The sequence below is a fragment of the Pseudoduganella sp. R-31 genome (genome assembly GCF_049913235.1).
GTDB lineage: Bacteria > Pseudomonadota > Gammaproteobacteria > Burkholderiales > Burkholderiaceae_D > Rugamonas.
In genome coordinates this window covers 4,965,308-4,980,805 of sequence record NZ_CP183986.1, presented here as the reverse complement: position 1 = coordinate 4,980,805, position 15,498 = coordinate 4,965,308, and the positions used below count along the sequence as shown (strand labels likewise).

At 59.1% G+C, this 15,498-nt stretch carries 17 protein-coding genes; 15 read left to right on the top strand and 2 right to left on the bottom strand.

Features of this window, described 5'->3' with window-relative positions:
* Window positions 1-942, bottom strand: coding sequence for a ubiquinol oxidase subunit II (gene cyoA / locus ACN9MY_RS22580; RefSeq protein WP_426162872.1), 942 nt, complete (start codon window positions 940-942; stop codon window positions 1-3).
* A 221-nt stretch (window positions 943-1,163) separates the two neighbouring features.
* Between cyoA and ACN9MY_RS22575 the strand changes: the two genes are divergently transcribed.
* Genes ACN9MY_RS22575 through ACN9MY_RS22560 form a run of 4 tightly spaced genes read left to right on the top strand, consistent with a single transcriptional unit; the run spans window position 1,164 to window position 3,685 of the window.
* Window positions 1,164-2,471, top strand: a complete 1,308-nt coding sequence (locus ACN9MY_RS22575; RefSeq protein WP_426323828.1) for an MFS transporter — start codon at window positions 1,164-1,166, stop codon at window positions 2,469-2,471.
* Between the two features lie 39 nt (window positions 2,472-2,510).
* A complete protein-coding gene (locus ACN9MY_RS22570; RefSeq protein WP_426318684.1) occupies window positions 2,511-3,089 on the top strand; it encodes a helix-turn-helix domain-containing protein in 579 nt (192 codons plus the stop codon).
* A 13-nt stretch (window positions 3,090-3,102) separates the two neighbouring features.
* Window positions 3,103-3,369: a type II toxin-antitoxin system RelE family toxin gene (locus tag ACN9MY_RS22565; protein ID WP_426318683.1), complete on the top strand. Its 267-nt coding sequence runs from the start codon at window positions 3,103-3,105 to the stop codon at window positions 3,367-3,369.
* Complete coding sequence (locus ACN9MY_RS22560; protein WP_426318682.1) at window positions 3,353-3,685, top strand: helix-turn-helix domain-containing protein; 333 nt, start codon at window positions 3,353-3,355, stop codon at window positions 3,683-3,685. Before ACN9MY_RS22565 ends, ACN9MY_RS22560 begins: the two co-directional genes overlap by 17 nt.
* Here the strand turns inward: ACN9MY_RS22560 and ACN9MY_RS22555 are convergent, their stop codons facing one another.
* Window positions 3,686-3,982 carry a hypothetical protein gene (locus ACN9MY_RS22555; RefSeq protein WP_426318681.1) on the bottom strand — a complete coding sequence of 99 codons (297 nt, stop codon included), beginning with the start codon at window positions 3,980-3,982 and terminating at the stop codon, window positions 3,686-3,688.
* A gap of 172 nt (window positions 3,983-4,154) precedes the next feature.
* Here ACN9MY_RS22555 and rpsO point away from each other — a divergent pair, with 172 nt between their 5' ends.
* The 11 genes from rpsO to ACN9MY_RS22500 all read left to right on the top strand — a co-directional run bounded on the left by rpsO (window position 4,155) and on the right by ACN9MY_RS22500 (window position 15,445).
* Window positions 4,155-4,424: a 30S ribosomal protein S15 gene (gene rpsO / locus ACN9MY_RS22550; RefSeq protein WP_130311226.1), complete on the top strand. Its 270-nt coding sequence runs from the start codon at window positions 4,155-4,157 to the stop codon at window positions 4,422-4,424.
* A gap of 182 nt (window positions 4,425-4,606) precedes the next feature.
* On the top strand, window positions 4,607-6,727 hold the full coding sequence (gene pnp / locus ACN9MY_RS22545; RefSeq protein ID WP_426162862.1) for a polyribonucleotide nucleotidyltransferase: 2,121 nt from the start codon (window positions 4,607-4,609) through the stop codon (window positions 6,725-6,727).
* 338 nt (window positions 6,728-7,065) lie between these two features.
* Window positions 7,066-7,296 carry a hypothetical protein gene (locus ACN9MY_RS22540; RefSeq protein ID WP_426318680.1) on the top strand — a complete coding sequence of 77 codons (231 nt, stop codon included), beginning with the start codon at window positions 7,066-7,068 and terminating at the stop codon, window positions 7,294-7,296.
* A gap of 144 nt (window positions 7,297-7,440) precedes the next feature.
* The gene (locus tag ACN9MY_RS22535) at window positions 7,441-10,668 is read left to right on the top strand and encodes a type VI secretion system Vgr family protein (RefSeq protein WP_426318679.1); all 3,228 of its coding nucleotides are present in this window, start codon (window positions 7,441-7,443) and stop codon (window positions 10,666-10,668) included.
* Window positions 10,668-11,216, top strand: a complete 549-nt coding sequence (locus ACN9MY_RS22530) for a hypothetical protein (protein ID WP_426162856.1) — start codon at window positions 10,668-10,670, stop codon at window positions 11,214-11,216. The genes ACN9MY_RS22535 and ACN9MY_RS22530 overlap by 1 nt, the downstream gene beginning before the upstream one ends.
* Entirely contained in the window at window positions 11,206-12,894 is a 1,689-nt protein-coding gene (locus tag ACN9MY_RS22525; protein ID WP_426318678.1) for a LysM peptidoglycan-binding domain-containing protein, read from the top strand. The genes ACN9MY_RS22530 and ACN9MY_RS22525 overlap by 11 nt, the downstream gene beginning before the upstream one ends.
* 3 nt (window positions 12,895-12,897) lie before the next feature.
* Window positions 12,898-13,356 carry a hypothetical protein gene (locus ACN9MY_RS22520; protein WP_426162852.1) on the top strand — a complete coding sequence of 153 codons (459 nt, stop codon included), beginning with the start codon at window positions 12,898-12,900 and terminating at the stop codon, window positions 13,354-13,356.
* On the top strand, window positions 13,356-13,823 hold the full coding sequence (locus ACN9MY_RS22515; protein WP_426318677.1) for a hypothetical protein: 468 nt from the start codon (window positions 13,356-13,358) through the stop codon (window positions 13,821-13,823). The genes ACN9MY_RS22520 and ACN9MY_RS22515 overlap by 1 nt, the downstream gene beginning before the upstream one ends.
* A gap of 21 nt (window positions 13,824-13,844) precedes the next feature.
* The gene (locus ACN9MY_RS22510; protein WP_426162848.1) at window positions 13,845-14,108 is read left to right on the top strand and encodes a PAAR domain-containing protein; all 264 of its coding nucleotides are present in this window, start codon (window positions 13,845-13,847) and stop codon (window positions 14,106-14,108) included.
* Window positions 14,109-14,219: 111 nt separating this feature from the next.
* Window positions 14,220-14,567, top strand: a complete 348-nt coding sequence (locus ACN9MY_RS22505; RefSeq protein WP_426336180.1) for a hypothetical protein — start codon at window positions 14,220-14,222, stop codon at window positions 14,565-14,567.
* A complete protein-coding gene (locus ACN9MY_RS22500; RefSeq protein WP_426162844.1) occupies window positions 14,564-15,445 on the top strand; it encodes a helix-turn-helix transcriptional regulator in 882 nt (293 codons plus the stop codon). Before ACN9MY_RS22505 ends, ACN9MY_RS22500 begins: the two co-directional genes overlap by 4 nt.
* Window positions 15,446-15,498 lie beyond the last annotated feature (53 nt).

Sequence of the window (15,498 nt, the reverse complement as noted above, 5' to 3'; positions counted from 1 at the left end):
TCAGTTCTTGCGAGGAGTAGATACGAGGGCGACCTGCTTGGCTTCAGCGTAGGTATCGCTTGGCGTGCAGATGCGCGCTTCCATTTCCTTCTTGGCGGCCACGGCGCGTACACGGGCGGCATCGTCAGCCATGGTCTGGCTGGCGCAGGTCGAACCAGGTTCGACGCAGCGGTTGATGATCGCGGTGTAGAGCGCGTCTTCAACCGCGCCATAACGGCGCACAGGTTCGCGCTCGCTTGGCTTTTCGAGGGCCAGGTAGTCGGCGCGGTTCAGGTTGCCGCCACCAGCCTTGGTCTTGGCGACCCAGGCGTCGAAGTCGGCGGTCGACACGCCGTGGTACTTGAAGCGCATGTGCGAGAAGCCCGCGCCGCTGTAGTTGGCGGAGAAGCCTTCATAGGTGCCCGGCTTGTTCAGCACCGCATTCAGGGTGGTGTCCATGCCCGGCATGGCGTAGATCTGGCCGGCCAGCGCCGGGATGTAGAACGAGTTCATCACAGTCGACGCGGTGATCTTGAAGCGGATCGGGGTGTCGATCGGGGTCACCAGTTCGTTGACGGTGGCGATGCCCTGTTCCGGGTAGATGAACAGCCATTTCCAGTCCATGGCCACCACTTGCACCACCAGCGGCTTGTGGTCGGCTGCCAGCGGACGCTTTTCGTCGATGCGGCTCAGTGGACGGTAAGGATCCAGCAGGTGGGTGCTGATCCAGGTCAGCAGGCCGAGGACGATGATGATCATCAGCGGGGCGCCCCAGATCACCAGTTCGAGCTGGGTCGAGTGGTCCCAGTCCGGGGTGTACTTGGCGTTGGTGTTGCCTTTTCGGTAACGCCAAGCGAACAGCACAGTCAGCGCGATCACCGGTACGATGATCAGCAACATGAGCAGGGTCGAGATGGTCACCAGGTGAGCCTGTTGCGAGGCAACGTCACCGGCGGGGTTCATAACGATGGTATTGCAGCCTGAAAGGCAGACGGCTGCGAGGAGGAGAAGTAATATAGGCATGCGCAAGAAACAATGTCCTAAGTCAAGAATCTTTCTATTTTGAGGGGTCTGGACAAGGCGCGAAATTGGACATATTGTCCTACCAGCAGGTTAGATAACAGTAATAAACACCGGTGATATCTCTCAACCGGTGAGAAACAGGAGACTGAACCATGCAGAGTATGTCCGCACCAGCCCACGGTATTCCGATGCGGCCATCCGATTCGAGCGACCAGCACATTGCCCCCGGCGAAATTGCCGTGGGCGTGGTGATTGGCCGGGCTTCCGAATATTTCGACTTTTTTGTTTATGCCATTGCCTCCGTCCTGGTCTTCCCGGCGGTGTTTTTCCCGTTCGCCTCCAAGCTGGACGGGATGCTGTATTCCTTCGTGATCTTCTCATTTGCATTTTTGGCAAGGCCGCTGGGGACGGCGACCTTCATGGCGATCCAGCTGCGGTTCGGGCGCGAAACCAAGCTGACGGCGGCGCTGTTCCTGCTGGGCGCCTCGACAGCGGGCATGGCCTTCCTGCCGACCTACGGGCAAAGCGGCCTGGGCGCGCTGGCCTTGCTGGCCATGCTGCGTTTCGGGCAGGGCATTGCCCTGGGCGGCTCCTGGGACGGCCTGCCGTCGCTGCTGGCCCTGAATGCACCGAAAGAGAAGCGCGGCTGGTACGCGATGCTGGGCCAGCTCGGCGCGCCGACCGGCTTCATCATCGCGGCGGGCCTGTTCTCCTTCCTGTTGTCGAGCCTGTCGTCGGAAGACTTCCTCGACTGGGGGTGGCGCTATCCGTTCTACGTCGCTTTCGCGATCAACGTGGTGGCGCTGTTTGCCCGCCTGCGCCTGGTATCCACCAATGAATACGCGCGCCTGCTGGAAGAGCGTGAGTTGCAGCCGACCGATATTGGCGAGTTGTTCAAAACGCAAGGCCGCAACGTGGTGATTGGCGCCCTGGCAGCGCTGGCCAGCTACGCGCTGTTCCACCTGGTGACCGTATTCCCGCTGTCCTGGATTACGCTGTATTCAGAGCGCTCGGTCAGCGAGTTCCTGGTGATCCAGATTGGCGGCGCATTCCTCGCAGCAGCCTGTATCGTCGCATCGGGATGGATCGCTGACCGTATCGGCCGCCGCCGCACGCTCGGCTCGCTGGCTGTGCTGATCGGCGTGTTCAGCGGCTTTGTTCCGCTGCTGATGCAGGGCGGTGACGCAGGGCAGACCATCTTCATCCTGCTCGGCTTCGCGCTGCTGGGCCTGTCGTATGGCCAGGCAGCCGGCGCCGTGACCGCCAATTTCGAGTCCCGCTTCCGCTATAGCGGCGCAGCGCTGACGTCGGACCTGGCCTGGCTGGTCGGCGCCGCCTTCGCCCCGCTGGTCGCGCTGGGCCTGTCGGCGCACTTCGGCCTGGCCTATGTCAGCCTGTACCTGCTGTCCGGTGCCGCCGGCTCGCTCGCCGCCCTCAGCCTGAACCGCGCGCTGGAGATCAAGGACTGAGATCGCGCGAAACGCCATCCTTGAACGGGCCGCCCAAGGGTGGCCCGTTTGTTTTCGGGCGAATGTCGGGTTTTTGTCGTGGTCGGCTGGGTGATCCTGAAACAAATCCGAATCAGCCGAAACCTGTCGCAGGAACAATTGGCCCAAATGTCCGGGCTCAACGTGCGCACGACTCAGCGGATCGAAAACGGGCAAAACGCCAGCCTGGAATCATTGAAATGTCTTGCCGCCGTGTTCGAAGTTGATGTTTCCACCTTAAAACAGGAGAAATTTATGATCGACAAAAGCTCGGATCACTGGCGGGACCTGCCAATCCATTTGAAGTGCTTCTTCTGGTTCAACTTGATGCTGGAGCAGCCAGCACGGCAGGCGGCGCGCCGCGCCCTCATTGCAAGCCATCTCAGCGGCTACCTTGGCTGTCTGGTTGGCCTTTATAGCCCTGCAGGACTGGTTGGCGGCCTGATCATGCTCGCGAATGCCTACTTGTTTCATCTCATTTTGTGGCAGGGCGACAAATACGGTATCTGGCACGACCAAACGGAGGGGGGCTTGAGTCGGCGCAATAGGGAATGTCGTCTGCAATATAAGCTTTTGTTCAACGATATAAGGTTTTTTTGAACGAAAGCCTATAATGATCTCAACCCCAATTGCGATAGTCTGGCAAGCCAGGGCGAAACGCCAGCTTTCAAAGTTGGGTAAGACTGACCAGGTGTTTATTTGGCGCGAAGTCGGGGCTTTGGCGACGTTGCCGTGGGGCGCGAATGTGATTGTCCTGAAAACGCATCAGTATGGATTTCGATTGCGGGCAGGGCGCTACCGCATATTGTTCGATTTTGACGGCAGGCTGCGAGTGGTCAGCATTGAAGAAGTGAAGAAGCGCGATGAACAAGCCTACTAACGTGCAGATCATAAACGGCCCGGATGGTCGCCCTGCGTTCGCAGTGATCCCTTACGAAGCTTACTTGCGTTCGCGCAAGGACGAAGAAGAGGTGGCAATGCCGCACGAAGTCGTCGGCATGATTGTCCTGAATGGCTGGAGTCCAATTCGCGCCTGGCGCGAGCATCTCGGGGTGACGCAGCAGGAGATGGCTGAACGGCTCGGCATTTCACAGCCTGCATTCGCACAGCAGGAATCCTCTGCGCGGCCACGCAAAGCTACCCGTGAACGCGTCGCGGCTGCACTTGGCATCTTCCCCGAACAGCTTTTGTTCTGATTAACGGAAGAAGCCGCGCTCTTCTTTTTCGAGGTCGGGGCCGCTCATGGTTTCGCGCACCACGCCCTGGCGGTCCATCATGATGTGCATCATCGAATCCCATACGCCCGATTCCTTGTAGCGGTAGCTCCATACATTCAGGTCGCGCAGCTGCAGGTAGGTACGCTCGTCTGGCGGGCCGTACAGGCGCAGCAGGTCGGCCTGGGTGGTCACGCCGAGCTGTATCGGCTTGAAGCTGTCGTTGCCGCGTTGCCAAGTGGGTGGGGCGACGGCGCAGGCGCTTAATAATAATGACAAAAATGCAACGCGAAGAGGTGTTTTCATGGCTGATCGTGTGTGGCGGTAGCTTTCGACCCTTATTCCGGTTATACTCCCGTGTCTGGCCATCCGGCCGGATTTTTATATTAAACGTAATTCACGATGTGCAGGGTTCCCAAGACTCCGTGCATCGCATGTGAAAGGTAAGAAAATGACCGTTGAAAACATCAACAAGTCGGCCATCATCGCCGACAACGCTCGTGGCCAAAACGACACCGGCTCCCCAGAAGTGCAAGTTGCTCTGCTGACCGCTCGCATCAACGAACTGAACACCCACTTCAAAGAGCACACCAAGGATCACCACTCCCGTCGTGGCCTGATCAAGATGGTTAACCGTCGTAAGTCCCTGCTGTCCTACCTGAAGAACAAAGACGCAAACCGTTACCGCGACCTGATCGCTAAACTCGGCCTGCGTAAGTAATTCTTGCGTTACCAGGTTTAAACGAGAAATGCCTGCGCCAGTTCGCTGCCGCAGGCATTTTGGTTTTTTAAACCCTTAGTTTTATTGCAGTAAAGCAGTATGGCGGCCTCCTGGCCGTCCGTGGTGAGGTGCTACGACAGCTCCTGAAAATCTGTCGGCTAAAGAGAAAGAGGGATAAACCCATGTTTAACAAAGTAACGAAGACCTTCCAGTACGGCCAACACACCGTGACGCTGGAAACCGGCGAAATCGCTCGCCAGGCATCCGGCGCGGTAATGGTATCGATGGATGACACCGTCGTACTGGCAACCGTGGTGGCGCGTAAAGACGCAAAACCAGGCCAGGACTTCTTCCCACTGACCGTCGACTACCTGGAAAAGACCTACGCAGCGGGCAAGATCCCTGGTGGCTTCTTCAAGCGCGAAGGCCGTCCTTCTGAAAAAGAAACCCTGACTTCCCGCCTGATCGACCGTCCGATCCGTCCTCTGTTCCCAGAGGGCTACATGAACGAAGTCCAGGTGATCGTACACGTGCTGTCCGTGAATCCTGAGATCGATCCGGACATCGCTTCCATGATTGGCGCGTCCGCCGCCCTGTGCGTCTCCGGTGTGCCATTCAACGGCCCGATCGGCGCTGCGCGCGTCGGCTACAAAAACGGCCAGTACATCCTGAACCCGACCGCTTCCCAGCTCAAAGACTCCCAGATGGACCTGGTGGTCGCCGGTACCGAATCCGCCGTGCTGATGGTGGAATCGGAAGCGCAGCAGCTGTCCGAAGAAATCATGCTGGGCGCCGTCGTCTACGGCCACGAGCAGATGAAGGCCGTGATCGACGCAATCCATGAACTGGTGCGCGACGGCGGCAAGCCTGAGCAAGTGTGGACTCCACCTGCCAAGAACGAAGCCCTGATCGGCCGCGTTGCCCACTTCGCCGAAGCGAAGATCAACGCCGCTTACCAGACCAAGGACAAGCAAGCCCGTACCGACAAGCTGCGCGCCATGTCGGCCGAAGTGATGGCCGACCTGGCTGCCGAAGCTGCCGCACACGGTGCTGACGCTCCTGACTCGGTCGAAGTCGGCAACATCCTGTTCGAAATGGAAGCGAAGGTTGTTCGTTCCCAGATCCTGCAAGGCGAGCCACGTATCGACGGCCGCGACACCAAGACCGTGCGTCCGATCTCGATCCGCACCTCGGTCCTGCCGCGCACTCACGGTTCCGCCCTGTTCACCCGCGGCGAAACCCAGGCACTGGTCGTAGCGACCCTGGGCACCGCCCGCGATTCGCAGAAGATCGATGCGCTGATGGGCGAGTACACGGACGACTTCATGCTGCACTACAACATGCCTCCGTTCGCCACCGGCGAAACCGGCCGTGTTGGTACGCCTAAGCGCCGCGAAATCGGCCACGGCCGCTTGGCCAAGCGTGCACTGGTTGCTGCTTTGCCGGCACCGGAAGACTTCTCGTACTCCGTGCGCCTGGTGTCGGAAATCACCGAATCCAATGGTTCCTCTTCGATGGCTTCCGTCTGCGGCGGCTGCCTGGCACTGATGGACGCCGGCGTGCCGATGAAAGCGCACGTGGCCGGTATCGCCATGGGCCTGATCAAGGAAGGCGGCCGCTTTGCCGTGCTGTCCGACATCCTGGGCGATGAAGACCACCTGGGCGACATGGACTTCAAGGTAGCTGGTACTGCCAACGGCATTACCGCGCTGCAGATGGACATCAAGATCCAGGGCATCACCAAGGAAATCATGCAGGTTGCACTGGCACAGGCCAAAGAAGGCCGCCAGCACATCCTGGGCGAAATGCAGAAGGCCATGCCGACTGTGAAGACCGAACTGTCCGACTTCGCTCCGCGCCTGATCACCATCAAGATCAACCCTGAGAAGATCCGTGACGTGATCGGCAAGGGCGGCGCCGTGATCCGCGCGCTGACCGAAGAAACCGGCACCCAGATCGACATCAGCGACGACGGCATCGTCACCATCGCTTCGGTCGACGCAGCTGCCGGCCAGGAAGCCAAGCGCCGTATCGAAGAACTGACCGCTTCCGTGGAAGTGGGCAAGTGCTACGACGGTACCGTGCTGAAGCTGCTGGACTTCGGCGCCATCGTCCAGGTCATGCCTGGCAAGGACGGCCTGCTGCACATCTCGCAGATCGCCAACGAGCGTGTGAACGCCGTGGCCGACTACCTGAAAGAAGGCCAGCAAGTGCGCGTGAAGGTCCTCGAGACCGACGAGCGTGGCCGCCTGAAACTGTCGATGAAAGCTGCCGCTGAAGAAGCTGCTGCCGCTGCACAGTAATCAGCCAAGCTGACAAGAAAAGCCGCCGGTGCGAAAGCCCGGCGGCTTTTTTGTTACCTTTGGTGAGACTTTGCTTGCATCTGGCAAGTTATGATCCAGCGGTCTGACAGGGCAAATATTATGATCGCATCGACACCACCTTCAAAGCGCGTGCTGGACCTGCTTGTGCCACGTATGACGGAGCTCGGCTACAAATACGCGAAAACGGGGCACCGGTTCCGAAGGCCTTTCGCGCATGGCATAATTGAATTCCCTCTCGACTTTGATGCCCGAGCTGGATTGCTGACAGTTACTGCAGGCTCTTTCGTCCACTTCACCAAGCTTGAGGCGCTGATTTTGTGTTCGATGCCTTGCGCCGGAAGCAACCGGCGTACAGGTACGTCTACGTATCTCGATGGAGGCTCGCGCTGATCCTGGTATTGGTGCGTATGCTGGGCGACGATCCGGCTGAACTTTATGCGATCGCCGATGCCTATGATGCTTATGCTCCGCCGGAGCTTGCCCGCAGATGGATGGCGAAGGTTGACAGCCTCTATCAAGCATCACCTGCCGACTTTCGGCTGGGCTAGTCCGCTGTGGAAACTTGGAAGTTGTCAAAAAATATTACAAAGATTCAATCGTGCGCAGGTCGAGCGCTGCTATAATTCCACGCGGAAACTTGCATTATTTGTAACTAGTGAGGGATTGCCGAGAGCAGTCCGAGGAAATTCCGCATGCGTAGCCTGTCGCAAATCTTATCCGAGCTGCCGTTTGGACGGCAAAACAATCGTATCCTGCGCCTGTCGTTCCCCAATAACGACGGCCCGCATTCCCTGCTGCTGGCAAACCGGCTGGAAGCGGACGAGGGCCTGTCGCGCGATTTCGAATATACCGTGGAGGTGCTGGCCGAAGATGCCAGCATTGCGCTGAAGGACGTGCAAGGCAAGCTCGTCACCATTTCGCTGGTGCGCGGCGATGGCAGCATGCGCTACTTCAACGGCTACGTATTCGAATTCCGCCTGGTGAAGACCGATGGCGCCATCGCCTTCTATTCGATGGTCCTGCGGCCCTGGCTGGCCTACCTGAAGCTGCGGCGCGACAATTACCTTTTCCACGGCAAGACCCTGCGCCAGCAGTCGGAAGAGGTGTTTGCCGACTACGGCACGCATCCCGATTGGAGCTGCCGCGTGCAGGGCGCTGACGAGGCCATGACCATGGCCTGCCAGTTCGATGAGACCGATTACAACTACCTGCACCGGCGCTGGGAAGCGGCGGGCTGGCATTATTGGTACGAACATAGTGAACGCGGCCACACGCTGGTGCTGTCGGACGATTCCAGCCAGGCCGCACCGATTGACGGCGGCAATCCTGGCGTGCGTTTCCAGCGCCACGGAGGCGCGGCCGAAGAAGACGGCATCGGCGACTGGTCGCCGGTGCGCAGCATCGTTTCCAGCAAGGTGGCGCTGTCGGCGTTCGACTTCAAACAGCCGGTACCAAGCCATGTCGACCTGCCCACGCTGAACCAGCAGGGCGATGTGCTGTCGATGGAGAGCTATGAGTATGCCGGCGCGTACGGCGTGCGGAACCGCAAGGATGCGGAAGCGCTGGCCTTGCTGCGGATGGAGGAAATTGAAAGCCGCGGCAAGCATATCGAGGCCAAGGGCAACAGCCGCTACCTGATGCCGGGCCGCTGGTTCCGCCTTTCCGAGCATTTTTCCGCGGATGCGCACGGCGCTTCGGACGACAAGCTCGAATTCGTGGTGATCAGCGTGCACCATTCCGCCACTAACAACTATCTTCAGCAGTCCGAAGGGATTTCCGAATACAGCAACCAGCTGACCTGCATACGCAAGACGGTGCACTGGCGTCCGGGGCGCGGTTTTAACAGCGAACAGGCCAGGATCCATGGCCCGCAGACCGCCATCGTGGTCGGCCCTTCCGGGCAGGAAGTCCATACCGACGAACATGGCCGCGTGCGCGTGCAGTTCCATTGGGACCGCGTTGGCACGCATGACGAGCAGAGTTCGGCCTGGGTGCGGGTTGCCTCGAGCTGGGCGGGCGGCAATTTTGGCGGCATTTCCTTGCCGCGCATCGGACAGGAAGTCATCGTACAGTGGCTGGACTCGAATCCGGACCGTCCCATCATCACGGGCCGCGTCTATAACGGCGAGAACATGTCGCCCTGGGAACTGCCGCACCAGCATGCGCTGTCCGGCATCCGCAGCCGGGAGCTGAAGGGCGCCGGCGGCGCCGGCGGCCGCAACAACCACCTGCTGATGGACGATACGGCTGGCCAGATCCAGGCCGTGCTGTCCTCCGACCATCACCGCAGCCAGCTTAACCTGGGCTACCTGACGCGCGTGCTCGACACCTCCGGCCGCAAGGACCACCGCGGTGAAGGCTTCGAGCTGCGTACCGATGGCTGGGGCGCAGTGCGCGCCGCCAAGGGCGTGCTGGTCACGGCCTGGGGCCAGCCGGTGCAGGATAGCGGTACTACCCAGCAGGACAATACCGAGGGCGCCGACACCTTGCGCGCCGTGCTGGACAGCGCAACCATGCGCAGCCAGGCGGCCGAGATGGCGACCGAGCAGCGCGGCGAGCAGAAAAACTCGCACCGTGGCCTGAAGAACCAGAAGGCGCTGAACGAAAACGCCTGGTCGCTGACCAAGCCGCTGGTCTTCATTTCCGCGCCGGACGGCGTGGCCGCCAGTACGCCGAAGAGCATCGTGCATGCAGCCGGTGAAGACCTGGGCTGCTACGCCGCGGGCAATGTCGACATGACGTCCGGCGAACAGATGTCGTTCAGCTCGGCCAAGGGCATCCAGCAGCACGTCGAGCGCGGCAGCATGGTGACCGCCATCAGCCACGGCAACCATTACCTGCACGTGCAGGACGGGAAGGTCGAAACCGTGTCGCAAAAAGGCATGGTCTTCGAGGCCAAGACCGGCGATATCGTGCTGAAGACCAAGGGCGGCAGCATCGTCCTGACCGAAAGCGGCGAGATCCTGATCAAGGGCGCCAAGGAAACCCACGAAATCGCCGGCACTCTTGAACTGGGCGCAGCCAAGGTGGTGAACCAGGGCTCGGTGAAGTCGGCGCCGGTGACCGAATTCTGGGGCAAGATGAACGTCGGCAAGTTCAGCCAGCAGGTGGTGCTGCGCGATGCGCTGTACCTGGCGGCGGGGGCGGCGGCCGGCTACGCCTACAAGATCCTGGCGAAGGATGGCTCCGTGCTGCAGTCCGGCAAGCTGGATGAGGAAGGCAAGACGGCGCGCGTGTTCACCGAGGACATGGAGGAACTGCAGGTCGAGATCGACCGCAATAACGGTAAGTGGGAATTCCTGGAAGACGTCAAGCACGACCCTGAGATGGACGAGGAAGTAGATGATGCGTTGACCGAGAAGGTAAAGACGCCGGTTGGTGTTGGCGTGCTGGCGTCGAAGACGCAGATTTCGGTGGAACATGCGAAAAAGCTGTTCATGCCTGACGGCGAAATCGATATCCGCGCCGAAGCGCTGGCGCTGCTGGGCCAGAAGATCGGCATGCCGCCTTCGACCATCGTGCACATCCTGAAGCGCAGCGACAATATGAAGGATGCGGTTATTGGACTCGGCACGGAGCGCATGGTGCAGGCGGCGCAGGAAGGCTTGGTCGACCTGGTCGAACGCAAGGTCAACCATTCAGCCGCGAGGCTGGTGGCCATGGTCACGCGCGACTGGCGCGGCGATGGCGAACTGCCGCGCGACGTGTCGTCGATCTTCGAAGAAGCCGCCGCCAAGCGCGTGCGCGACATGGCCAAAGTGATGGAGCGCGCCACGTCCGGCTGCTTCGGCATTGACGACGACCTCGATGCGTTGTCGCTGTCCGACCTTGACCTGATTGAGCTGGACGCGCCGCCAGCCGATTTGCGTCCGGAAGAAGACGCACCAAATTCAATTCCACCTGTTCGTGAGGCCTCATAATGAAAAACAATTTGATCCTGGGTTTGTTGTTGTCCGCCTGCCTGGTACAGGCCGCGCTGGCCGAATCCAAGCCGGCGTTGCGCCAGCGCGTCGCGGCGCTGCAGTGCGTTGACCGCAAGATCGAGCTGAAAGCAAGCTGCTACAAGGAAGTGGGCTATCCTGGCTTGTCCTGCACCAGCCAGCGCCTGAGCATTAGCGACGGCGCCAGCGGGCGTGAGCTCGGCGGCCAGTCATTCAAGGCGGAGCCGTTGCAGACTGGCGATTCCTATCCAATCATCGCTGACAAGGTCGGTGATGTCGTCTGTGCCGAAACGCCCGCCAAAGAGAAAGTCATCGTGGTTTCGATGTCGAACGGCGGCAATTGCGCGCAATGCGAATGGGCCGACGTGTATAGCTGGGACGGCAACCTGATCGGCTCCAATCGCGACAAGAAAAAGAACCCCGCGGTGGGCGAAGCGGTGAAAACCGCCTTCGACAAGAAAGTGAAGAAGATAGGGCAGGGCAGCCTGTTCGACGTTTATATCGAGAGTGCGTTGAATGGCCATTGATTACAACGTCTTTTACACCCAGAAGAAGGGCGCGGCGTACAAAGACGAGCAAGTGAAGTCGTACTCGCATTACAAGGAGCCGGTCGACCACAGCCCGGGCAGGCTGGCCGGTAATTCCCGCATCTGGGGCGATGCATCGCTTGCCGTGCAAAAGCAGGTGATTGACAAGCTGATCGCCGCTGCCAAGGCCAAAGGCCTGAACGTGCGCCGCACGGCTTTGCTGCTGGCGACGGCTAAAATCGAATCGGGCTTCAATCCCGATGCCGCTGCCGGCACCACCTCGGCCAGCAGCCTGGGCCAGTTCGTCAACAAAACCGGCAACTTCTATGGCCTGGACAATAGCAATCGATTTGACACGAATGCCAACGTCAAGGCCTTGTTGGAGCATTTCCTTGACAACGAGGCGCTGGCCAAGAAGCGGAAGAAGCCTGATGTCTGGTGCTACAAATACCACCATGATGGCCCGAGCGGCAATTATGGCGGAGAGGGCCTGGCTACCGGAAAATTTGCCAAGCTGGCCGATCTCTACGAAAAGGCGCTCGACGTCGGCCATGCGCTGAGCATTGTCGACGCAGCCGGCAGTCCGATTGCCGATGCGACCATTCGGGTGGAGCAGAACGGCAAGTCGAAGATCATGAAGTCCAACGAGCATGGCTTGCTGCCGACCTTCCTTGCGTCGCCTGACTTCGGGCCGCTGACCGTCTTCATCCAGAAAACGACCGATGAGTTCAAGGAACTCGGCCAGCTTGCGATCGACAAACTGAACTCCAGCTGGACGATCGTCGCGCCGAAAGAGCGCGTACCGGTGAAGACTCACCTGCACGAGGACAAGGCTGCAGCGCCCAAGACCCCAGGCATGCACGAGGTGAAAAAGGGCCAGACGCTTTCGTCCATCGCGCGCCTTTACGGCACGACCTACCAGGTCCTGGCCAAGATGAACAACATCGACAAGCCATACCTGCTGCATCCTCACCAGATGCTGAAAGTACCTGATACTAAAGGCAAGCCGGCGCAGCAGCATGCCAAGCCAGCACAACCGGCAGCGCCAGCAGCGGCGGCATCTGCACCGACGAAGCCGGCCGGCTCTGCCGGTGCAACGGGCGGTGCGCAAGCAGCGGCTTCCAATAAGCCCGCTACCCCTCCGGCCGCGGCGTCGCCGGCTGCAACCAAGCCGGTCGTGAAAGAAGATCGTAGCGCTGAATCAAAGCATCCGGAAGCGACCGTCATCAAACCGGCAGCATCGAGCAGGATTGAGATTGCAATTGCTCATGCAATGAAACATAAGCATCCTAAATCCATCCACTACTGCTTGATGTATGTAAAAAGAGCTCTGGTGGCCGCAGGGTACTTCAAGTACCCAAGTTGCGAGCATGCCAAGGACTTTGGGCCGGTTCTAGCAAAGAATGGCTTCAAGAATCTGTTGGAAACGACGCCGGGAATCAATCTTAAAACCGCGCCGTACGGCTCGATCGTCATATACGCCCCAATTGAGAAGCAGGTTACCAGCGCTGGCAAAGTAATCTCCGGGCATATCGAGATCAAGCATGCGGGAGGTTTCGTCAGCGACTTTAATGAAATTGACCCATGCTATCGTACGGATTACATCACGATGGTTTCGCCTGTGAGCGGCAGTTACAAGGTCCGGTTCAAGGTAACGGGAATTTGGTATTTGGAGTAAGAGATGCGAAATATGAAAATAGTTCTGAAGGCCGGCTTGACGCTGTTGGCCGCGTTCCAGTTTGCGCCAGCATTTGCAGGAGAGAACTATTCGCCGTTTGGCTTGAGCTGTACACGCGGCGGCGAGCCTGGCGAAGAGGTGAAAAAGGTCAGCGCAAGCCTGGACCAGCGTTTCAGCGCCATCTGGGGCAAGGATTGGGTGTATCAGACGCTTCCAACCAAGCGTATTGACCCGAAGGCGATGGAAGAGATTGCAAGCATCGCAGGTTGCGCTGCCATGTTGGACCGTTCTGCATGCTCGAACTTCTTTGATCCCGAATTCGGTGGCAACCTTACGGTGTTTACCGCTTTGGGCAGCAAAGCACCGATCCGCAAACAGTTTGATGAAGCTATCGCGGCATTGCCATCGGTCGAAGCACGAAAAGCCGCCCAGTACTGCGTCAAGCTTGTCGGAAAAAAATAGTGCACAAGACGGTATTGACACAGGCTGGCCTGGCGATTTTGCTCGGCTGCGGGGTTGCACAGGCATTCGCGGGCGAGGGGTATTCCAATGGTGGGCTGCGTTGCGTGGCCGGGCCGAACGGCGTGCCTGCGGAAGAGGATGTCAACAAGGTCGGGGAAATCCTGCGTCAGCGCTTCGACACTGTCTGGGGCAAGGATAAATGGATCGGCAAGCCGATTTCCTCCAAGCGCATCGACCCCAAGGCCATAGAGGAGATTGCGGCAGTTTCGGCCTGCGGGGCCTTGATGGACCAATCGTCCTGCTCGACTTACTTTGACCCGGAGTTTGGCGGGGAGCTGGCCATTTTCATGAGCGTGGGCACCAAGGTGCCCGTCCGTCAGCAATTCGATGAGGCCATCGCTGCGTTGCCTTCAGCGGAGGCGCGCAAGGCTGCGCAATACTGCGTCAAGCTCGTTGGAAAAAAATAGATTATCAGGAAGGGTAGCAGGATGAGTCGTCCAGTGATTCGCATTGGAGATAAGACGTCGCATGGCGGGGAGGTCAAGACCGGCAGCTCCAACTTTGTCGTCGACGGCAAGGGGGTGGCGCGGCTGGGCGATACGGTGAGTTGCCCGTTGCATCCAAGCGAAACCACCATCAACAGCGGCAGCGAAACCTACATCACCGACGGCAAGCCAACTGCCCGCGACGGCGATACCACTGCCTGCGGCGCCACGCTGATTGCCAGCCAGACCAGGTACCTGATCAAGTAGGCCAGGTCTTGGTTTCGTTGGGTAATTTGTTGGATGGTGACTATTGAATAGATTTGGCCGTCATCGGCAATGGCATTCTTCCGCCTTCGCAGAATTACAAAGGAAGAAGTAGTGTTCATCATGTTTGGCTGGGTCAAGGAACGAAAAGAGGTCGGCCAGGCGCTTACCTGTCATTGCTATCGCTGCCAGCGCACGCGTATGTGGGAGCATTGGAAAGAGACGGAGTGGGTGTCGTTCTTTACGATCAAGACGATTCCATTCCTGTCCAAGTCCTACCTTGTATGTTCGGCATGCCGGGAACCTGTCGCCGTTGACAGTGCGCGCTCAAGGTTCATTGGGAGTGTGGCAAACGAGCAGCGCCTCGCTGCATTCCTGGACGAGCATCAACTTGCGCTGAAGACGCCAGTCCAAAGAAGCTATCTTCTGGCGCAGCGAGAACAGGATCAACGGTGCGAATGAAAGGCCGTCAGCGCCTCAGCCATGAATGGAACCAGCAAGCGCTAATCCATGCAGCGAGGACGCTGCAAGGGGCAGGGCGGGTTCTGCCGTTCTCGGTGTATTCGTCGGTCAAGGAGCAGAAGATCGTCAATGTGCCGATCATCAGGCCGATGCTGATCTGCGTGCTCGACGGCAGCAAGCGCTTGGGCAGCAAGGGCGAGATTGTTTGTCCGCGCGGCAGCTTTATCGTGCTGTCGAACCACCCCAGCATCAATATGCGCAATATCCCCGGGGATGGGGAATACCTGGCGCTGATCGTGGAGTTCGAACACGATGATTTCGATTGCCTGCCGCCGAAGGCCGCCAGGACCGTGCCGTTTGTGCAGGGCGAGATAGGCCCGGTATTTGAAAAGACCTTGCAGCAGTTCGTTGAATGGGCCGCCTTCGCGCCGCAGGCGATATGGGCTGCGCGCCGGCGTGAGATTCTTCAGCTGATTTACCACCTGGGCCATGTCCAGGTCAGCGCTGTCATGGAACCGCCCAGCCTTAGCCATCGCCTGCACAGCATGATTTGCGTGGAATTCGGCATTGAGATGGGTGCCGACGTTCTTGCATCCCGTCTCGCGCTCAGCGAGTCCACCCTGCGTCGCAAGCTGGCAGCGGAAGGCACTACTTTGCAGGCGATCAAGGATCGGGCAAGGCTGGGCCATGGCCTGCACCTGGTGCAAACAACATTTGAGCCAATCGGACGGGTTGCGGAAAGGTGCGGTTACCAGTCCCAGTCGCGCTTTACCGACAAGTTCAAGCAATTCTTCGGCATCACGCCGTCCGAACTACGCAAAACAAGGATGCGCGACGAAGACCGAGCGTTACTGCGTCGTCTTCCCACGAATGACTGATTAAGGCGAAACTCTGGCTGGTTTCGGACTAAACCGCTTTTCGGTTGCTGCTT